Genomic DNA, 19761 nt, shown 5'->3' with positions numbered 1-19761 from the left:
AAGCCCGCCTACGGGTGATCCCCGGCGACACACCGGACCAGGAACAGCTCCCGGACAGCCTCACCGCATAACCTGCAGAAACGGATCACGCGGTGGCAGCTCGTACACCACTTCCCTGGACGTGACCTACGACCGCACGGAGCAGGCGCGGCCGTAGTCGCCTTCCTCCTCGGAAGAGTCCATCGGCGCCCCGTCCCAGTACGGGAGTGCTGACTGCGGCACAAGGATGTGCGGGCCGCCCAAGGTGTCCACCCACTGGCGGCCACCAGAAAAGGATGTGTGCATCACGTGCCCGCGATTCCGATCGGCCGCCAGAACTGGAACTTGTAGATCTCGGCCCGATAGATATAAGGGGGGAAGTCGGCATCCCGATCGTTCTCCAGCGTCTTGTGTTGCGCCCGAACGAGCCAGGTGCTGTCTCGGTGGCCCAGGTCCAAGAGGCAATGGTGGGGCTCGGTCTCTCCGAAATATCCCATGAGCTGGATCTTTCCTGAGCGAAGGAAGATCTCACCGGTCCACGAGCGATCCCAGGCCGGCTCGGCCAAGGGAGGTTCGCCACTCCACAACTCCAACCGGACGTACGGTCTCACGTCCCCGTGGGGCTGGCAGACGAGTCCATTGGGCCCGACCTCGACCCAGTCGCCCTGTCCTTGCCACTCCTCCTCCCAGGGAGCGGTCTCCTCGCGAGTGACGACGGTTTCGTCGACCACCATCCAGGGTTCCTCGTCGTACGCCTCCTCCACAAGGTACGAAGCCAGCTCTCCCAATGCAGTCGGTCCTCCCTAGTCCGTGATTCATCGAATCGGCCGGCATGTTTCCCGAGATGGATTCAAGCAGGCGGGAGCGACGTTTTTTGATCACCGGTATGTGATGGGGAACGGCCAGCGGCGCGCTATTCGCTGAGTCGAGGGCGGGGGCCTGAGCAACCGTGTCTTACTCAGGCAGATCGAGACCATGAGCCTCCAGCGCTGTGCGCGCTCGATGAACGCATTCTTCCGCGGAGCCTGCGTCGACTCGGATGCAGAGCGTTGACGTCGTGTGCCAACAGCCATTCGAGCATTGCGATCGCGTCCATCACCGCACGGTACGGCTCCGGTGGCCCATCGTGAGCGCCGGCGATCCCCGGGCCTCTGCGGGCGAGAGGCGAGCGGAGGGCGATCAGCCCCGGCCCGACACGCTGGGCAGGATGCGGCGGGATATCCGCGAGACAGAACCCAGGGGTGTGGCTAGATCGGGAAACGGCCGCGGCGCCACTGCCAGTGGCGGCCGGCCTTCAGGTGGTCGACGATCGCACGCTGGAGCACGGTGCGGCGCGGCAGCTGGTCGAGTGGCGTGGTCAGGGTGCGGAACACGAATCGCAGCACCTCGACGTCGGCGTCTATCCCTTCCGGTTCCTCGTAGGGCTCCAGCTCGAACCTCCGCTGGAACCGGACGATGTTGGAGTCCTCGGGAAGGTACTCCAGCAGCTGCGGGTCGAGCAGCCAAGAGCCGCAGGAGAACGCCGTATAGGGCTCGTCGGGAAAGTGGCGTGGGAAGAACGCGCGGGCTTCGTCGAGCGACGCCGCGATCGCCTCCGGGGTCATCGGCCCTGCCTCGGGGATATGCAGGCCTATGGCGGTCTCGCCGCGCTGGTACTGCAGCCGGCCCAGCTCGTAGACGCCGCCGCGCGCGTGCAGCGTCAGCCAGCTCTGCATGACCGGCCAGCCCTCGCGGTTCATCCGCCGGTCGACCGCGAGGTTGCGGCCCAGGTCCGCGAGGGTCACCCACGACACGGCATCGGCGATGCCGTGGTCGCGGTGGTACCCCGCGACGACGTCGACCAGGGCCAGGTACGCGTACACGTAAAGATGGCGCCAGGCGGGGCCCCGTTCGCGCGGCAACTCGGGACCGGGCGGCAGCCAGCCATGACCTCCGAGATCGGCGCGGACCAGGGCGATCGAACGGTCGAGCAGCCAGCGCAGCTCCGGCGTCCACAGTGGAGAGTCGGGGTCGGGCCAGCCCGCCATGATTTCGGCGGCGTCGTCCGGCCGAACCGCGAGCCGGTCGAGGATCGCGGGCGCGTCGGTCTTGGCGGGCAGCGGAGCCGACGGCCGGTCGCCGGCGAGCCGATGCACGCGCTCGACGTCCTCGACGGGTACCCCGAGCCTGGCCGCGGTGTCGTCAAGATCCACGCGGACGACCCTACCGGCGGGTGGGCGTCTTCCACAGCCCCTACCGCTTTCCCAGGTGCATCCAAAACCGGCCGTCAGCGTGGAAGATCCGCAGGGAAAGTTTCAGCCCTTGCCCGGTAGAGCCGCAGGTCACCTCGTAGGAGAACGACGGCGGATAACGTGACCTGTACTGATATCGCCCGCGCTGCAATGCTTCGCAGTGGAAGTTCGGCACGACATCCACTGCGAGGAGAGTAAGTGCGGAAAATCAGAGCTTTAGCCGTCGCCGGTGCTTTGGTCAGTGGGCTGGTAGTAGTCGCGAATGCCGTCCCCGCGCACGCCGATACGCTTCGTAACGTCTACTACTCCTCGTCCGACTGCTATCGGTACGGGGACTACGGCGTCCAGAACCACCTTTGGAGCTGGTATCACTGTGATTACCAGTACAACCTGTGGTTCCTTTACAGCGTCCCGTAGAAGTTTCTCCACGGTCGCGACCGGATCCAACCGGCTCGGGTTCACTGGTCGCCGGAACACCGTTCAACGTCACCTCGGTGTGGCAACAGCCCGCCCCATGAACGAACTCGCCGACAGAGGCTGAGTCCCTTGCGATCCCCGCAGCTGACAGCATGCTCCTCGTCGGCCTTCTGCCACCCATCGAGCCCAGAGGAGCGCCGGTAGCGACGGAGGACGGTGCTCTACCGATACCAGAGGCCCCTTCCCGATCATGGGGGGCCTCTGAGCTGGAGCCGCCTTGGTCGGGTGGCAGATGCGGGCCGGTGGGGTGTGATCGTGTAAGGCGGCGTTGCTGTATGTGCTGCTGTACAGCAACCTGCACCCAAGAGGGTGAGCCGCTGCGGCTTCGTAAGATCTGTCTGTGCCCACCGAATTCGACTTGCCATCCGCACTGATCGCAGGCGTGCAGTCCAGAGATCAGGCGTGGTCCTTCATCCGAGGTTTCGCAGATGCCTGGATGGAGCCGCTACGGGACGGAGACGGCTACACCGAGCGAGAGCTCGTCGCCGCCGAAGACCGGCTCGGTCTTGCGCTCCCTTCAGCGCTACGGGAGGCATTGGCTCTGTTCGGAAAACGGCTCGATCTCTGCCGAACGATGCAGCATCTGTTGCCTCCCGATGAGCTCCATCTGTGTGACTCCGGCCTGCTGATGTTCTACTGCGAGAACCAAGGCGTCTGGAACTGCTGCATTCGACCTTCGGACATCTCCTTCGACGATCCCCCCACTGTCCTACGCCCGGACTGCAGCCACGAGGAGCACTACCAGTCAGGCATCCCGTGGTTTGAGCGGCTGTCGACGGCCTGCATCGCGATCGTCTTGACGGAATCGCTCTACAGTCACGAAGGCGCCCTCACGCTCTATGGGCAACTTCTCCCGGACGAGATTGCGATGGTCGGGCAACGATTCCCGACGGCTGCGCTCCCCTCGTATCCAGCCGAGCATGTGGAGTGCGACACCGGACATCAGTGGTACGTGGACGAGGATGTGATTTTGTCTCTGGAGACCTACAACGAGCCCTTGAAGCATGACCACCCGGTGCTTCCGGGCTGGGACCGCATCGGCAGGCAAGCCGACCTCCACGTTCGTGCCCGCACCCAGGAGGCTCTCCAATCCATCCGTGAGAGCCTCCCGACGGAGTGGTTCAACTGGCGACCGGTATACGGACGTGCGTAGCCCTGACCTCGTCGTCCCCTGCTCTTGCTTCCTTACGAGGCAGCGACAGCAGGTGCTCGAACTGGCCTGACAGAGGCTCTACTTTGCGGAAACAATCCACTCTCGTCTGCCAGTGTCCAGCGTCGTTCCGCGACGTTGTCACGCAGTTCGTCACTCAGACAAGCGAGGAGGTATCCACTCGATTTGGTCCGCGTCGGTGGGCTCCAGAAACACCAGTACAGACTCGTCGAATCGATGCCATTCAAAGGATCCGTTGTTGCGTTCGTTGATCTCAGCCGCCATGAGAAGGATGGAGACGGAGCCGATCGAGAGTGTGACCTCGGCGAGCGTTCCTGTCTCGAGTCGCACTGTGGCTGCATCGATCCGTCCAATCGGGAGGCTGAGTTCGGACTCCCGATAGATACCGGCCCACTCCTGACCGTGTAGGTGCGGTATTGCGAGACGAAGGCCGAAGCACGCATCATCCTGATAGGTGTCGATCGTTCGGCAGTCGGCGCCGTCAAGGGTTGGCTCCAACTGGACCAACTGAAGACACGGAACGTTGGGGTCGGAGAACTGTGGTCCGTTCGTGGTGTACTCGCGGAGGGCCATCTCAATGCCTCTCCAACTCTCGACGACGCGTCCGGTCAGCCCCTTGAACTCGGTTATCTGTTCGGACAGCCACCCGGTTATCTGTTCTGAGCTGCTGTCAGGCATGCACCCAGTATCTGGGGCAGAGTCGAAACAGCGACTCAGAGTGCCATCCCAAAGTCGTCACCTCTTCGCGGACGTGTCCTGTCCGATCTCTCGTCTGCCATCGACCCAGCGCGTAGCGGCAGCGGACCCGCAACGGCGCCTCGTTCCTGGCCGCGCTCAACGTTCACCCGCGTGTCGCGACGCGCATCCTGCGCCACTCGCAGATCTCGCTGACCATGAACGTCTACACGCAGATCCCGTCGCCGGCCACCCGAATGGCCCTCGATCGTCTAAGCCAGAGGCTCGACAGCCATTGTGATTAGTAGACCTACAACATCGACCCCTGGAGATCGCTCCAGTGGGCCTATCGTTATTCCCATGCTTTCTGCGATCCTGTGAGGGATGTCCAGCCCACCTTGTCCCCGCTGTTCCGGCACAACCGTGCCGTTCCTGTTCGGCCTGCCTACTCCCGCCGCCAGTAAGGCAGCCGCAGCAGGCGAGCTGATCCTCGGCGGATGTGTCGTGTGGGAGGACGCCATAGAAGAGGGCTGGCAATGTCTCGGCTGCGGCCATCACTTCCAGGCAACAGACCGAGCCCTCTGGCTGAGCACCATCGAAAGCATCGTCTCCAGGCACAGCGGGTGATCAGAGCGCGTTGCTGTGTCTCCCCTCGGTCGCTCATCGTGTAGCGAGATCTTCGAAGCCCAGCTTGAGCCAGCTCTGCCCACGACGACATGAAGCTCACTGCCTCGACCCAGCACAGTCGCCGTCCTGGGCACCGGTCGCCCGTTGGGCATCACCAGCCGTGCGGGACGATCCACCGAAAAGGCTTCTCCTTGAATGCTCCCAGCGACTAGCCGACGCCGGTCCTCGCCATAGCCGCCGACGAGAACGACTTGGTCATCGGCGACTACAAGCGCATGAGCGCCGCGCACCTCCGTGGACCAGCCGGCGACCGCGGTAGCTCGGATCCGCACGATGGGGAAGTCGGTGTAGTAGTAGGCCCAAGCCTCCTCCCCCGCCACATTCAACGCGTAGCAGTCGGAGATTGCACCGAACTCGCCGTCATACGGGTAACGCCACGCGATGTCCAGGTCCGGCCGAAAGCGGATCAGTCCGGGGGAGCCGATAGGTGCAGGGCTGTCCGCCTCTCCCCAGCCGAAGTTGCCGTACACGCCTTCGTCGAAGTAGCTCACCCATATCTCGCCGGAAGGCGTCGTCTGCACGTCGGCAATTCCGTCTCCCAGCACACCCTCTCGCTGGAGCTCCCCGTCGGCATCGTAGACGGCGGCGTTGGACTCGGCTGTCCCGTTACGCCAGCGGCATCGCGCGCCCACCAAGAGCACGCCCCCGTCCGGCAGCGGCTGGACATGGCTGTGCGCGAGTGGTTGCCCGGCGATGGACACCATCGTCGCCTGGTGGGGACTGTACGTTGCGACATGTACCGAGACGGGCGCGGCGGTACGTGAATGAGGAAAAGACCCCCATCTGGCCGGACGGTCCGTGCGGTCAGCGCATCGGCGTTCTCCCGCGACGCCCACACTACGACCAGCTCTCCCTTGGGACCTGCCGCCGCCCTCACCAGCTCCGCACCCTGGAATGGTGCAACCAAGTCTGAATGGTGGCGCAGCCTCGCAACGCCCGCCTTCAGACTTCTCCCGCTTCGACCTCGCATGGGGATACGTTATTGATCGCGTGGCTGGATCACGACTGAAATACTGGCCATGCTTGCACCGATCGCATGGGGGCGAACCTCGCCTGGGCCGCCACCTTCGATGCGAACGCCGGTAGGGCTTCCTAGACCAGATCATCGGATGCCAACCCGTGTCGCCACGTTCGCCGAGATGACTCCGAACACGTCGGCTCTGGCCGCGTGTCAGCAGGTTCGCTGACTTTTCGCTGACTCGCTCAGCCGCCTATGGCCACTTCTTGTGATCAGCACGAAGTGCCTCACAGCGGAAGCGGCATCCCTCAGCAGCAGGCCCGCAGCTTAATGAGGTGTCTCACGGACACCAGTGCTCCCGCGCCAAGTGCGACTCGGAGGGATCGGGTCACGAGTCGGAGCTTTCCAGGCTTGATCTATCGAACGTGACGTATTACACAGATACCTACGGCAAGTTGCCTTACACCCCAACGAGGCCCATACACCAGAAGGATACGAAATGGAACTGGCACGCCTACTCTCTGGGATGACTGTTTCTATCCTTATCGCATACAGCTTGCCCTGGGCTCGCAAAAAATGGTGGAGGACCTTATTAGCAACCCTCAGCTATGGGGCTTACACGGTCGCACCAATAATATTCACATGGAAAGCCGCAGCGCTTTTAGCAACATCAACAGTTGTCGCACTTTACCTGGCCAGAGTGGCCCAGAAAGACAAGAACACTCAAGCACCACCAGCGGGATCGATCTCCAATTTTAAATTGTTCGCACGCCCCATGGTATGCCTGGTAATTATACTCGCCTTGACCGCATTAATCGTGAATGCCGAGACTGCAGTCTCGAGCATACATTCAGCAGCGCTCGATAATAAGGCGGCCCTCATCATATCAGGAGCACTGTTTTCAACTTTTATTGGCGGTGAATTTGTTACTCACCTTCTACGGCCATTCACTGAAGCCCTCGGCAGCGAGAGCGACAGTAACATCAAAGCCCTCAAGGGGGCCGGTGCACTGATCGGCTGGCTTGAACGATCATTGATATTCGGCTTTGTCATTGCGGGGAAGCCCGAGGGTGCAGCACTCGTTGTGGCAGTGAAAGCCCTAGCTAGATTCCCAGAGCTCAAAGAAGACAAGAAAGGTTTCATTGAATACTTCCTGATCGGCACCATGTCTAGTCTGGCGGTGGCGGTCGGCATCGGGTGGTGGGTACGCACTATAATCACATAAGCCCTCGCACGGATGTCGCCTGCCGGGAGATCGCCAATGAGAGCCATAGAACATCCACTCGTCCGGGAACTGTTGTCCCTGCACCTCCCTTCAGACGACTTCGTTATCGCAGGAAGTGGACCACTGCTTGCTAACGGCATAAGATCAGACATCGGCGACCTCGATGTGGTTGCTCGCGATAAGGCGTGGTCTAAAGCCCTCAAACTGGGCACACCGAGTCCTGCCCCATTCGGTGATGACGTCGAGCGCATTCTTCTTCTGGATGGAAAGATCGAAATCCTCAATGGATGGTTTCCCGAGATTTTTACCATAGATGAGCTAATCAGCCGCTCCGATGTGATCGACGGCATCCAATATGCCTCTTTGGGGGACGTATGTCGGTGGAAAAAAAGGCACGATCGCCCGAAAGATCAAGAAGATATAGCCTTGATTGAGAGGCATATCGCGCGCTCCTCCACGTCCTGATCACCTCGTACGCCGTCGACCCACCGCGGAGCGGCAGCGGGCCAGCGACGGAGGGGCAAGCCCGTCTCGCGATGCTCCTTTGACTGTCAAGCGGCCTGATCCGCGCGTGCTGAGGCGGCGTCTGGGGTGGTGAGGTCCTTGTAGATCTCCCCTGCGACCTAGCGTTTTAGGCAGCGGATGATCTCTTTCTTGGACAGCCCCTCCTCGGTACGGCGCTGTACGTAGGCGATGGTGGTGGGGCAGTGGGCCATGCGGCTGATGACGATGACGTGCAAGGCGCGGTTGGCATCGCGATCGCCGCCGCGATTCACCCTGTGGCGGCGGGTCTGCCCGCTGGAGGCGGGGATGGGTGCAACGCCGACCAGGGTGGGCGAAGGCGGGCTCACTGGTTAGCCGGTCGGGGTTGTCTCCGACGGTGATGAGCAGTTGGACGGCTGTTTCGAAGCCGATCCCCCGGCGGTCGAGCAGACGGCCAGCCGCCTGGGTGACCAGCGGCCGAAGCTGCGTATCCAGGTCGTTGATCTCGTCGGAGAGCTGCCGGTACCGGCGGGCCAGGCTGCGCAGGGCGTATTTGGCGGCGGTGGTGGGGTCAACGGGGCCATCGCCGGGGCGGAGCTTGAGGCAGGTTTCCCCAAGCGCTCGAGAGGGTCGGCCGCGCAGTTGCTCGCGCAAATTGGCCTGCGCGGTCACCAGGAGCGTCTTGAGCTGGTTGATCGTCGCTGCACGGGCCTTAATCGCGCTGGCACGGGTGATGTGCAGCACACGGATGACTTCGACCAGGCCATCACGGGTCTTGGGCACGGTGCTGGCGCGGCCGGCCAGGGTGGCCTCGGCAGCGGCATAGGCGTCGACGGGATCGGACTTGCCCTTGTGTCGGCGTGTCTTGCGGTCGGTCCGGTCCACGTCGACAACCTTCACCTGGGCCTGATGGAGGTCACGGGACAGTCCGGCGCCGTAAGCGCCGGTGCCCTCGACTCCCACATGGCCAGGCGGCCGAAGCTGCGCATCCACTGCAGCAGGGCGGCGTAGCCGTCGGGGGTGGCAGGGAATTCCTGGTCGGCCAGGCGCCAGCCGCTCATGAGGATGACCGCCGCATGGTGGGTACTGCCGTGGGTGTCAACGCCGCCGATGATCCGAATCTTGCGGTTGCGTGCCATGCTGGAACCGCCGCTCTGTCGTCGAGACAAGACGGCACGCGCCGGCCGGGCGGACGGACAGCACAGTGATGGGCAGCTGGCAGGCTCCTATTAAGTCACGCCGCTCGTCCGGCTACGTGCACTGCAGACGTCCCGAGCGAGACCGACATATCGCCCGAAAGGTGACGTCCCTTCGGGTGGTGTAACTCCAAGCTGTTGATGCAAGTCCCGGACATGGGGCGAGCCATCGTGTGACGGTCAGCGAGTTCCCGACCAAAGGTTCTCGCGGAGGACACCACCCGATGGCTCTGGACCAGTCTGCCCTGCTCGACCTGCTGGAGTCTTTGAAAGCCGCCGACGCCGGCGACGTCATCCGCCAGGCGCTGCAAGCCGTGCTGCAAGCGCTCAACGAGGCGGAGGCCAGCGCGGTCATCGGCGCCGCCCCACACCAGCGCACCGAGACCCGGACCGCGCAGCGCAACGGCTACCGTGACCGGCTGCTGACCACCGCCGCCGGCGACCTGGAACTGAAGATCCCCAAGCTGCGGTCCGGGTCGTTCTTCCCCTCCCCGCTGGAACGCCGCCGCCGTATCGACCAGGCGCTGTTCGCCGTGGTCATGGAGGCCTACCTGCAAGGGGTGTCCACCCGCAGCGTCGATGACCTCGTCAAAGCCCTCGGCGCCGAGTCCGGGATCTCCAAAAGCGAGGTCGCACGCATCTGCGCCGACCTGGACAGCGAGGTGGCCGCCTTCCGCGACCGGCCCCTTTCCCACACCACCTTCCCCTACGTCTTCCTCGACGCCACAGTGAGACTAGGGCGCGTATCGGGTTGTGATCAATGATTCGGATTCGCCCTCGCGACAGGGCCTGATCCGGTAGGTCGTCATGTGTGACGCGGGCCCAGTTAACAGACGAGGAGTGGGAGTTCATCAAGCCTTACCTGCCGATCGGCAGGTTCGGCCCCTACCCCGAGCGGCTGCGGCAGCAGTTCGAGGGCGTGATCTGGCGGTTCAAGACGGGCGGGCAGTGGCGGGAGATGCCCGAGGAGTTCGGCGCTTGGCCGACCGTCCACAACCGCTTCCGGCAGTGGAGGGACGCCGGTGTGTTCGAAGCCCTATTGGAAGGGGCAATCGCAGAAGCCGCCAAACGCGGCGAGGTGGACTTATCTCTGGTCAGCGTGGACTCCACCACCGCCCGGGCTCATCACGACGCTGCCGGGATGCACCTCGGCCGCGACCTTGTCGCCGCCCTGGAGAAGGCCACCGAAGAGCAAAAGGGGGCGACCCGAAAGGACGACAGGAGCAGAACGCCGCAAACGACCCCGAAGCAGAAGAACGACGACGCGTCCGGCACCGGCGTGAGCTCCGGCTGAAAGCTGCCCTGCTCGGACGTTCCCGGGGCGGGCAGAGCAGCAAGATTCACCTTGCCTCCGACCGCAAGTGCCGCCCGCTGGCGTTCGTCTTGACCGCGGGACAGGCCGCCGACAGTCCGCAGTTCGTCCCCGTGCTCAAGCAAGTACGCGTCCGGGTGCCCGTCGGCCGTCCCCGCACCCGGCCCGGCGCGGTCGCCGCCGACAAGGCCTACTCCTCCCACGGCAACCGCGCCTACCTGCGAAGACGTCGGATCCAAATAGTCATACCGGAAAAGAGGGACCAGGCCGCCAACCGGAAGAAGAAAGGCAGCAAGGGCGGCCGGCCCGTCAGCCACGACGCCGACCTGTACAAGGAGCGGAACACCGTCGAACGCCTGATCAACAAGCTGAAGGCCTGGCGAGGCATCGCCACCCGCTACGACAAGACCCCTGCGAGCTACCTCGCCAGCCTCCACCTTCGCGCCGCGATGATCTGGATCAAAGACCTCACTTGGACGAGCCTTTGATCACAACCAAATACACGCCCTAGTGGGGCAGATGTTGCCGAGAGCTTGACTCAATCAGCCACCGGCCTGCCCTGGCAGTGCCTTTCGTAGGATCTGTCGGCTCTCGGTGACATCTGCGCTGCACGCGGCCGGACGGGCGGTGTGACCTGATAGGAGCCTGCCAGCTTGCCCGTCACTGTGTTGTCCGTCCGCCCAACCGGATGCATGCGTGCCGTCTCTGTCATCGGATAAGAGAGCGGCGGTTTCAGCATGGCACGTAACCGCAAGATGCGGGTCATCGGCGGGGTCGACACCCACGCCAACAGCCACCATGCGGCAGTGATTTTGATGAACGGTCGCCGGCTGGGCGATCGCGAGTTCGCCGCCATCGAACAGGGTTACGGCGAACTGCTCGCCTGGCTGCGCAGCTTCGGGCGACTTGCCATGGTCGCAGTGGAAGGCACCGGTTCCTATGGAGCCGCCCTATATCGCCACCTGCATCGCGAGAACGTGCGCGTGATCGACGTCGACCGCCCGGACCGCAAGACTCGACGCCACCAGGGAAAATCAGACCTCATCGACGCCTACGCCGCAGCCGAGGCAGCGCTGTCAGGGCGCGCGACCACGGTACCCAAGGCCCGCGACGGCCTCGTAGAAGCGATCCGTGCCCTGCACGTAGCCCGCGCCAGCGCGGTCAAGGCACGTACCGCCACCATCAACCAGCTCAAAGCCCTGCTGGTTACCGCTCCCCCCGAGCTGCGTGAACAGATGCGCCAGCAGTCACGCGACGCTCTGCTGGAGGCCTGCCTGCGTCTGCGCCCCGGCGCCGACCTTATTGCGGCCGGTGCCAGGGGTGCTCCTTGTACCGGAGGACATCGATCAGGTGTCGGCTGTATCCGCTCGCTTGTACCACTTCATCGATCTTCTCTGTGCGTGCGTGGTGAGGTAAGAGCTGCTGCACAAGGCTTGCTATCTGTGCGCGGATCTCTCTCAGTTCAAGCGCCATGCGGCGTTCTTCTTCGCCGAGTCTCTGTAGTTCGGCATAGCGACCGTCTTGGGGTGGCTTGATCTCGGCCATGCCGCCAACTGTAGATGGTGCTTCATTGCAGTCCTTTGGACGTGATCAGCTCCCGGTGTGCTTATGGTGCGTAGTACTGACGGCGTGTGTTGCGTGAGCGGCCTGAGCCGCCGGCGGGCGGGACCCGCCCCCTGGCCGCATGCACGGCCGCCGAGCGAGCGATGGGCCGCGAGGTGGCGCGAGGCGCTGCCCTTGACGCGGTCGCCGAACATCGTTTCGGCCTGGTGGTCCTTCTCTCGCTCGTCTTCGGATTGCGGCGTGGGGAAGCCCGTGGGTTGATGTGGGACGCGTTCGATCCCGAGGCGAAGACATGCCGTGAAGCGGCTCAAGAACCGGGACGCGAACGCCGAGACCAGGACGAAGATCGTGATCAGCGAGGTCAAGACTCCGAAGTCACGCCGGACACTGGCGCTGACCTCCGAACTGGTCGACGCACTCAAGGCGCACCGGGCCAAGCACAACGCCGCACAGTTGAAGGCCGGCGACGCATGGCAGGAACATCGGCCTGATCTTCCCTACCTCGTCGGGGCGTCCGTCCGACCCGGACAACTTCTCTCACGTCTTCTCGCGACTGACCACGAGCGCGGGCCTGGGCCACTGGCATCCGCACGAACTCCGCCACTCCGGCGCCTCGATCATGCTCGCCCAGGGGACCCCGTTGCACGTGGTCTCCGAAGTCCTCGGCCACGCCAGCGTCGCGATCACCAAAGACGTCTACGGGCATCTCATGGAGGGTGACCGGCGGGCGGCGACGGAGGCCATTTCCGGCGCTCTGCTGGGGCAACGAAAGCGGGTGGCTCCCAGGGTGGCTCCCAACGACGCCGAAGAGACCGGATGAGCCGCGAAAGCACAAGGCCCCTGACAGCGAAACCGCTGTTCAGGGGCCTGTCGTACGAGAGCCGCCTTGGGGAATCGAACCCCAGACCTTCTGTTTACAAGACAGATGCTCTGCCGATTGAGCTAAGGCGGCCTGTTACCCAGACGAGTTTAGTGGGCCGAGGGCCGTACCGTCACGGTGAAATCACCGCCGCCGGTGGCGGGCGACCTCGTAGAGGGCGATCCCGGCGGCCACACCGGCGTTCAGCGACTCGGCGGCGGCGTTCATGGGGATGCGGGCGATCTGGTCGCACGCCTCCCTGACCAGGCGGGACAGGCCCTTGCCCTCTGAACCGACGACCACGACGAGCGGTTCTGCCGCGAGTTCGACGTCGGCGATGTCCACAGTGGCGGTGCCGTCGAGGCCGACCACGAACAGGCCCTCCTCCCGGTACGCCTGGAGGGTCTGGGTGAGGTTCGACGCACGGGCGACGGGGAGGGTCGCGAGGGTGCCGGCCGAGGTCTTCCAGGCGCCGGCGGTGACGCCCGCCGAGCGGCGGGACGGGACGAGCAGCCCGTGCGCGCCGAAGGCGGTCGCCGAACGCGCGATGGCACCAAGGTTGCGCGGGTCGGTCACGCCGTCCAGGGCGACGATCAACGGCACCTCGGCGGCGTCCCTGGCCCGCTCCACGAGCTGCTCGGGATGCGCGTAGTCGTACGGCGGGACCTGCAGGCCGATGCCCTGGTGGACGGTGCTCTCGGTCAGCCGGTCGAGCTTGTCCCTGCTGACCTCCAGCAGCGCGATGCCACGGTCAGCCGCGATCTTGATGGCCTCGCGGACGCGGTCGTCGTTTTCGACCCGCTGCGCCACGTACAGCGCGGTGGCGGGCACGTGGGCACGCAGCGCCTCGATCACGGGGTTGCGGCCGCCGATGACCTCCGGGGCGTCCTCCCGGCGCGTACGGCTCGGCGCACGCGAGGGCGAACCCCCGCCGCCCCGGCCCTCGCGCTCGATCCGCTCGGCGCGGGCCTTGTCCTTGTACCAGTGCCGCATGTGCGCGGGCGGCGTCGCTCCCTTGCCCTCAAGAGAGCGCCTGACCTTGCCACCCGAGCCCTTCGCCGGCCCCTGCTTCTTCGACGGCTTCCCTGAAGCCCTTCCCGCCATGGTCTCTAGCGTAGGGCCACGCCTACTGTGCCAGCTCCCACCGCGGGCCCTGCGGGGTGTCCTCCACGACGATCCCGGCCGCCGCGAGCTGGTCGCGGATCGCGTCGGCCGCCGCGTAGTCCTTGCGGGCACGCGCGGCCTGCCGCTGCTCAAGCGCCACGGTCACGAGCGCGTCCACGACCTCCCGGAGCCCCGAGTCGCCGGTCGTACGCCACTGCTCCGACCTGGGGTCGAGGCCGAGCACGTCGAGCATGTTCTGCGTCTCGGCGAGCAGCCGGGCGACCTGTTCCTTGTTGCCCTGGGCCAGCGCGACGTTGCCCTCGCGGACCACCTCGTGGATCACGGCGAGCGCCTGCGAGACGTTCAGGTCGTCGTCCATGGCGTCGACGAACGCCTGGGGCAGCGGCGCGGCGGCGTCCACGTCGTGGATCACCTCGGCGGCCCGCGTGACGAACCCCTCGATGCGGCGGTATCCGGCCGCCGCCTCCTGGAGCGCCTCGTCGGAGTAGTCGATCGCCGAACGGTAGTGCGCCGCGACCAGGTAGTAGCGCAGCTCGACCGCGCGCACCTTGCGGAGCATGTCGGGGATCAGCAGCGAGTTGCCGAGCGACTTGCTCATCTTCTCGCCGCCGAGCTTGAGCATGCCGTTGTGCAGCCAGTAACGCGCGAAGCCGTCGCCCGCCGCCTGCGACTGGGCGATCTCGTTCTCGTGGTGCGGGAAGATCAGGTCGACGCCGCCGCCGTGGATGTCGAAGGTGCCGCCGAGATACTTGGTCGCCATGGCCGAGCACTCCAGGTGCCAGCCGGGACGACCTCGGCCCCACGGCGTCGGCCAGGTGGGCTCACCGGGCTTGGCGCCCTTCCACAGCGCGAAGTCGCGCGGGTCGCGCTTGAACGAGTCGGTGTCGGTGTCGCCGGGCGCCCGCATGTTCTCCAGCTTCTGGTTGGAGAGCTTGCCGTACCGGTCGGCGTAGGAGACCACGTCGAAGTAGACGTCGCCGCCCGACGCGTACGCGTGCCCCTTGTCGATGAGGCGCCGCATCAGCTCGATCATCTCGGGCACGTGGCCCATGGCACGGGGCTCCACGGTCGGCGGGAGGCAGCCGAGCTGGTCGTACGCCCAGGTGAAGGCGCGCTGGTTGCGCTCGGACACGACGAACCAGGGAACGTCCTCCTGGGCGGCGACCTTAATGATCTTGTCGTCGAGATCCGTGACGTTGCGGCAGAAGGTCACGTCGTAGCCCTGCCGCACCAGCCACCGGCGGAGAACGTCGAAGTTCACCCCGGACCTGATGTGCCCGATGTGTGGCGGAGCCTGAACGGTCGCACCACACAGATACATCGAAACCCGGCCGGGCTCGACCGGTACGAATTCACGGACCGTACGCGTGCTGGTGTCGTAGAGGTGCAGGCTCACGAAGGCAAGGCTAACGCCTGACGGCATGGCACAGGGCTACTTGGGCGCCTGTGAACGGCATGGAGTGGCCGATCCCGGAAACTTGCGACACTTAAGTCCCCATATAACCCGACACAAAACCCGTAACGATCTGTATGGCAATCCGCGCGAGCGCCCCGTGCCTCGGGCAGGGCCCGGGCGGACACGCAGCGTCGCCGGGACCGCGCCGGAGGTTCCCGGCGGACTCCCCGGTTCCGACACGAAACAGGTGATCACGCGGGTGTGATCGATCGTCACTCCGATTCTGTAGGCTCGAAACGCCATGGACGTGACTCCCCCCGGCGCGGCAGGCACGGCCTCCCGCCCGTCCCGAAACACCCCCTCCGGATTCCCGCTGGTGCTGCGCCGCCTGGCCATCGGCCTCGCGGGCGCCGCCCTCGCGGTGCTCGCGGGGGTCGCCTGTGCGCTGTCCTTCGACGACCTGCGGGCTCTGGCCGTCTCCGGGCGCGCCGAGCCGCGGCTCGCCTACCTGTATCCCGCGGCGTTCGACGTTCTGCTGGTCGTGGCCCTGGTCAGCGTGCCGTTGCTGCGGGGCGCGCGTTTCCTGGTCCGGTTACAGGCGGGCTTCGTCCTGCTCCTGCTCCTGGCGTCGGCCGCCGCCGCGAACGCCGCGACCGCCATCGGCGTCTCCTTCGACCCCGACGCCTCCGCTCTCGTCGTCGCGTTGTCGCCCTGGGTGATGCTCGCCATCGGGCTGTGGCTGCTGCTGCTCCTCTTGAAGCATGTGCGCACCAATCGGGCCGATCTGGAAGACGACGACGACTCCGACGACGACCTGGTGCCCTTCGACGGCGCGCGCGAATCCAGGGCCGCCGCCGCCCCCTATCCGGTGGCCGTGCAGGAGCCCCCCGCGCCCGCGCACGCCGTCACCGAGGAGCACGGCGCGCCGCCCCTGCAGCCGGTTCCCGAGGCCGTGGCGCCCCCCGGCTACGTCCCCCCGCTGCCGGTCAGCCCGGTATCCGAGACCGTCGCGCCCCCCGAGTACGCCCCGCCGCTGCCCGTCACCCCTCCGCAGTCCGTCACCCCTCCGCAGTCCGAGGGCGAGGCCGGATCGCGCGCCGTCACCCCCGACACCGACGAGGACGGCGTACGGTTGCCGCCCGAGGCGATCCAGGAAACCGTCCCCGAACCCACGTCCGAGACCGGGTCCGAGGCGATTGCGGACCAGGCGCCGGACGAGCCCGAGGTTCTGCCGGTCGTCCCTCCGACGGCGGCGCCCAGCACCCCGCCCGTCACCGAGCAGGCCGATCCGGTCGTCACAGAGCCGGCCGTGACGGAGCCGGTCACCGAGACGGAGCCGGTCACCGAGACGGCCACGGACGAGCACGCCCGCGACGCGGAATCCGCCGTCGACGGGACGGCCGCTCAGCCCACCCCGGAGGCGTCTTCTCCCGCAGAAACGGGCGACCGCCCGGCGAAGCCCCGCCGCAACCGTCCCGTGCGCTGGGGCGACCTCGTACGGCCGCATACCGGCGACGTCCTCGTGCACCCGCGCCCCAAACCGGACGAGCCCGCCGACGCCGAGCCGGAGCAGCCGGAAGACGAGGCGGGCGTCGACACCCAGCCGCTCCGTCAGATCAGGGACGTGCCGGACCCCGCCCACGCGTCGGACTGCGCCGACCCGGTCGAGCAGGAGGGGTACGCCACGGAAGACGGCCCTCGGGGCGTGTCGGAAGCCGCGGACGCCGAAGCGGGCGCCGACGAGGGAACTGTGCCGATGGCCCCTCCCTCGGGCCGGATGCGCAGCACGCCCCGCCCGCCCGCCTGACAGGGTCCGCGGAAACCGCCCGTGGGGCCACCGGCCCGCCCGCCCCACGGCGGTTGCCACACCCATGGCAGGCACAGGCCGCGCCATCCGTCCGTCAGTTCCACGAGCGGCTGACACCCGAGCGATAGGCGTACACGCGCAGGCCCGCCCGGCTGGGGAGCCGGACGGGCCTGCGCGCTATGGGGTGAGGGCGGGGGCCGCCCCACCGAGCGAGTGTCTTACACCCGCGACCCTCGCTTGAGGCCGGCGACGATGCCGACACCCACGACGGCCAGTACGACCTGCATGACCAGTTCGATCCAGTCGATGCCATCCGTCGTGGCCACGCCCATGACCTGGGCGATCGCGGTACCGATGAGCGCCGCCACGATACCGACGACGATCGTCAGCAGCCAGCCGATGGGCTGCCGGCCCGGCAGGAACAGGCGGCCCAGAGCGCCGATGACCGCACCGATGACGATGGCGCCGAGAATGGACTCGATTGTCATATCGACCTCCCGATGAGGGTGACCCTTTCATCCTCGGACTGTCGGATACCCCACGGAAGGGAAATATGCGTCCCATGAAAGAAAAAAGAGGGCGGCGGCTCGATTCCGCGCCTTGGTTCGAGTCGCCGCCCACGCCTTAGTGAGACGCTCCGGGTCTCATTCAGGTTGGCATGTCCGATTGGAACGGAACATTCATGCCGGGAGGATCAGGGCGGTCGCGATGGCCGCCACGCCCTCACCGCGGCCGGTGAGCCCGAGGCCGTCGGTCGTGGTCGCGCTGACGCTCACCGGCGCCCCCGCGGCCGCCCCGAGGGCCTTCTCCGCCTCCGCGCGGCGAGGCGCGACCTTCGGGCGGTTCCCGATGATCTGGACGGCCAGGTTGCCGATCTCGAATCCGGCCGCCCGCACCTGGCGAGCCGCCTCCTCCAGGAGAGTCACGCCCGCGGCGCCCGCCCAACGGGGATCGGAGGTGCCGAAGAGCGCGCCCACGTCCCCGAGTCCGGCCGCCGACAGCAGCGCGTCACAGCACGCGTGCGCCGCCGCGTCGCCGTCGGAGTGACCGGCCAGCCCGGTCTCGTCCGGCCAGAACAGTCCGGCGAGGTGGAGCTCCCTGCCAGACGCGAAAGGGTGGACGTCGACTCCGACGCCCACCCTTGGCGATGTGATGTTCAGGAGTTCAGCACCTCGTCGAGCAGGGCCTCCGCCTTGTCCTCGTTGGTCTTCTCGGCCAGCGCGAGCTCGCTGACGAGGATCTGGCGTGCCTTGGCGAGCATGCGCTTCTCACCGGCGGACAGGCCGCGCTCCTTGTCGCGCCGCCACAGGTCGCGCACCACCTCGGCCACCTTGTTGACGTCCCCCGACGCCAGCTTCTCAAGGTTGGCCTTGTAGCGGCGGGACCAGTTGGTGGGCTCCTCCGTGTGCGGCATACGCAGCACGTCGAACACCCGCTCGAGCCCCTCTTGGCCGACGACGTCGCGCACACCGACGAGCTCGGCATTTTCCGCTGGTACCTGTACGGTCAGGTCGCCCTTGTCGACCTTCAGCACCAGGTAGGTCTTTTCCTCACCCTTGATGGTTCGGGTCGTGATGGCCTCGATCCGAGCAGCCCCATGGTGGGGGTAGACGACAGTGTCGCCGACCTGGAAAGTCATGTGACGAGTACCCCTTCCGCTGTACTCCAGAGTACCACGCGGTTACCGCCTCCCGGAACAGTGAAAGGAACATAACTGCAGGTCAAAGCCTCGTTTTGGGACTTGACAAGCCGCTCACTCTGTGAATCGGCATATGGGACATACCGGATGACCTGCACTGCTGCGGCGGATGGACCGGGAGCCGACGCCGGACCGGTGACCGGCGCGGATAAGGTGATTGCTGCCCATACACGTGCGTACCAAGGAGACCTGGAACCGTGACCAGCAGCAGCCGTCGCAGGGCGATCGCCATTGCCGCGCTCCTCGCCGCCGCCATCCCTGCACTGGCCGCGTGTGGCGCCGGTTTCGACGCCAACACCAATGTGCCGTACGCCCCGAACGAGGCGGGCGTCCTCTACGACGGCGACGGCCCCGGCAAGGCCTACGGCCAGAACGGCGTCATGATCCCGCAGGCGTTCATCCTCGGGCCGGACTCCGGCCAGCAGCTCGCCGCCGGCGGGTCGGCGCCGCTCTACCTGACTCTCCTGAACGACACGGGGACCGCCGACCAGCTCACCAGCATCGTCCCCGAGGAGCAGAAGGCCACCTCGGTCAAGGTGCAGAGCCCCATCGACCTCCAGCCGGGCACGCTCGCCAAGACCCCGGGGGTCACGGTCGAGGGCCTGAAGACGGCGCTGCGCGGCGGCGAGAGCATCAAGCTCACGCTCCAGTTCAAGAACGCCGGCGACGTCGCGCTCACCGTGCCGGTCGTCGCCCGCAGCCGCGAGTTCGCGACGCTGCCGCCCGCGCCGACGGCCCTCCCGACGGCCTCGCCGCTCGCCACCGGCAGCCCGGCGCCGTCGGGCACCGCCACCCCGGAGACCACCGGGGCCACTCCCTCCGAGACGCCCGCCGCGAACGCCGGTTAGCGGCCGTGTAGACGCGAAGGAGCCCCTGTCCGGCCGGACAGGGGCTCCTTCCATGGGATGGGCCGCGTGA

Annotated in this window: 18 protein-coding genes, 1 tRNA gene and 3 pseudogenes; 9 read left to right on the top strand and 13 right to left on the bottom strand. The window is 66.0% G+C overall.

From position 1 onward, the window contains the following. Positions 1-126: 126 nt before the first annotated feature. From FLW16_RS46310 to FLW16_RS35695, 3 genes are all read right to left on the bottom strand, one after another. The gene (locus FLW16_RS46310) at positions 127-285 is read right to left on the bottom strand and encodes an Imm21 family immunity protein (protein ID WP_142565001.1); all 159 of its coding nucleotides are present in this window, start codon (positions 283-285) and stop codon (positions 127-129) included. After that, complete coding sequence (locus tag FLW16_RS35700) at positions 285-713, bottom strand: hypothetical protein (RefSeq protein WP_142564999.1); 429 nt, start codon at positions 711-713, stop codon at positions 285-287. The genes FLW16_RS46310 and FLW16_RS35700 overlap by 1 nt, the downstream gene beginning before the upstream one ends. Positions 714-1226: 513 nt before the next feature. Next, positions 1227-2171 (bottom strand): acyltransferase domain-containing protein, encoded by a 945-nt coding sequence (locus FLW16_RS35695; RefSeq protein WP_142564997.1) that lies wholly within the window; start codon positions 2169-2171, stop codon positions 1227-1229. An 856-nt stretch (positions 2172-3027) separates the two neighbouring features. Between FLW16_RS35695 and FLW16_RS35685 the strand changes: the two genes are divergently transcribed. Next, the gene (locus FLW16_RS35685; protein WP_142564993.1) at positions 3028-3840 is read left to right on the top strand and encodes a hypothetical protein; all 813 of its coding nucleotides are present in this window, start codon (positions 3028-3030) and stop codon (positions 3838-3840) included. Between the two features lie 150 nt (positions 3841-3990). On the opposite strand, the gene FLW16_RS35680 is transcribed toward FLW16_RS35685, so the two are convergent. After that, positions 3991-4536 (bottom strand): hypothetical protein, encoded by a 546-nt coding sequence (locus FLW16_RS35680; RefSeq protein ID WP_221891443.1) that lies wholly within the window; start codon positions 4534-4536, stop codon positions 3991-3993. 551 nt (positions 4537-5087) lie between these two features. Beyond that, entirely contained in the window at positions 5088-5924 is an 837-nt protein-coding gene (locus tag FLW16_RS35670; RefSeq protein ID WP_142564989.1) for a hypothetical protein, read from the bottom strand. 753 nt (positions 5925-6677) lie between these two features. On the opposite strand from FLW16_RS35670, the gene FLW16_RS35665 reads away from it, so the two are divergent. Then, complete coding sequence (locus FLW16_RS35665; RefSeq protein ID WP_142564987.1) at positions 6678-7403, top strand: hypothetical protein; 726 nt, start codon at positions 6678-6680, stop codon at positions 7401-7403. 36 nt (positions 7404-7439) lie between these two features. Further along, positions 7440-7868: a hypothetical protein gene (locus FLW16_RS35660; protein ID WP_142564985.1), complete on the top strand. Its 429-nt coding sequence runs from the start codon at positions 7440-7442 to the stop codon at positions 7866-7868. A 158-nt stretch (positions 7869-8026) separates the two neighbouring features. Here FLW16_RS35660 and FLW16_RS44725 read toward each other — a convergent pair whose 3' ends face one another. Together FLW16_RS44725 and FLW16_RS46305 are read right to left on the bottom strand one after the other, a co-directional pair. Then, positions 8027-8254 carry a transposase gene (locus FLW16_RS44725; protein WP_221891442.1) on the bottom strand — a complete coding sequence of 76 codons (228 nt, stop codon included), beginning with the start codon at positions 8252-8254 and terminating at the stop codon, positions 8027-8029. Between the two features lie 361 nt (positions 8255-8615). After that, positions 8616-8849, bottom strand: a pseudogene (locus FLW16_RS46305) (IS110 family transposase); the annotation flags it as partial. 457 nt (positions 8850-9306) lie between these two features. Between FLW16_RS46305 and FLW16_RS35650 the strand changes: the two are divergent. The 4 genes and pseudogenes from FLW16_RS35650 to FLW16_RS35635 all read left to right on the top strand — a co-directional run. Continuing rightward, positions 9307-9822 (top strand): annotated as a pseudogene (locus FLW16_RS35650) (transposase); the annotation flags it as partial. A gap of 71 nt (positions 9823-9893) precedes the next feature. After that, positions 9894-10882: pseudogene (locus FLW16_RS35645) on the top strand (IS5 family transposase). A 249-nt stretch (positions 10883-11131) separates the two neighbouring features. Beyond that, positions 11132-11929, top strand: coding sequence for a transposase (locus tag FLW16_RS35640; protein ID WP_142564983.1), 798 nt, complete (start codon positions 11132-11134; stop codon positions 11927-11929). A gap of 509 nt (positions 11930-12438) precedes the next feature. Further along, the gene (locus FLW16_RS35635) at positions 12439-12777 is read left to right on the top strand and encodes a tyrosine-type recombinase/integrase (protein WP_142565025.1); all 339 of its coding nucleotides are present in this window, start codon (positions 12439-12441) and stop codon (positions 12775-12777) included. 59 nt (positions 12778-12836) lie between these two features. On the opposite strand, the gene FLW16_RS35630 is transcribed toward FLW16_RS35635, so the two are convergent. The 3 genes from FLW16_RS35630 to cysS form a co-directional block, all read right to left on the bottom strand. After that, positions 12837-12909, bottom strand: a tRNA-Thr gene (locus tag FLW16_RS35630). A gap of 51 nt (positions 12910-12960) precedes the next feature. Next, a complete protein-coding gene (rlmB, locus tag FLW16_RS35625; protein ID WP_142564981.1) occupies positions 12961-13920 on the bottom strand; it encodes a 23S rRNA (guanosine(2251)-2'-O)-methyltransferase RlmB in 960 nt (319 codons plus the stop codon). A gap of 22 nt (positions 13921-13942) precedes the next feature. Beyond that, positions 13943-15337, bottom strand: a complete 1395-nt coding sequence (gene cysS, locus FLW16_RS35620; RefSeq protein ID WP_142564979.1) for a cysteine--tRNA ligase — start codon at positions 15335-15337, stop codon at positions 13943-13945. A 301-nt stretch (positions 15338-15638) separates the two neighbouring features. Here cysS and FLW16_RS35615 point away from each other — a divergent pair, with 301 nt between their 5' ends. Continuing rightward, on the top strand, positions 15639-17144 hold the full coding sequence (locus FLW16_RS35615; RefSeq protein ID WP_142564977.1) for a DUF2637 domain-containing protein: 1506 nt from the start codon (positions 15639-15641) through the stop codon (positions 17142-17144). 218 nt (positions 17145-17362) lie between these two features. On the opposite strand, the gene FLW16_RS35610 is transcribed toward FLW16_RS35615, so the two are convergent. The 3 genes from FLW16_RS35610 to FLW16_RS35600 all read right to left on the bottom strand — a co-directional run bounded on the left by FLW16_RS35610 (position 17363) and on the right by FLW16_RS35600 (position 18783). After that, positions 17363-17632: a GlsB/YeaQ/YmgE family stress response membrane protein gene (locus FLW16_RS35610; protein ID WP_139580418.1), complete on the bottom strand. Its 270-nt coding sequence runs from the start codon at positions 17630-17632 to the stop codon at positions 17363-17365. Positions 17633-17824: 192 nt separating this feature from the next. Continuing rightward, positions 17825-18283 (bottom strand): 2-C-methyl-D-erythritol 2,4-cyclodiphosphate synthase, encoded by a 459-nt coding sequence (gene ispF, locus FLW16_RS35605; protein WP_142564975.1) that lies wholly within the window; start codon positions 18281-18283, stop codon positions 17825-17827. A 17-nt stretch (positions 18284-18300) separates the two neighbouring features. Next, a complete protein-coding gene (locus FLW16_RS35600) occupies positions 18301-18783 on the bottom strand; it encodes a CarD family transcriptional regulator (protein ID WP_030510364.1) in 483 nt (160 codons plus the stop codon). Positions 18784-19040: 257 nt separating this feature from the next. Between FLW16_RS35600 and FLW16_RS44100 the strand changes: the two genes are divergently transcribed. Next, the gene (locus FLW16_RS44100; RefSeq protein WP_260615936.1) at positions 19041-19691 is read left to right on the top strand and encodes a copper chaperone PCu(A)C; all 651 of its coding nucleotides are present in this window, start codon (positions 19041-19043) and stop codon (positions 19689-19691) included. Positions 19692-19761: the final 70 nt, after the last annotated feature.

The sequence above is a fragment of the Microbispora sp. KK1-11 genome (assembly GCF_006874435.1).
Taxonomy (GTDB): Bacteria; Actinomycetota; Actinomycetes; order Streptosporangiales; family Streptosporangiaceae; genus Microbispora; species Microbispora catharanthi.
Note: the sequence above shows the minus strand (reverse complement) of the source record. Positions and strands in the feature narration are given on the sequence as shown.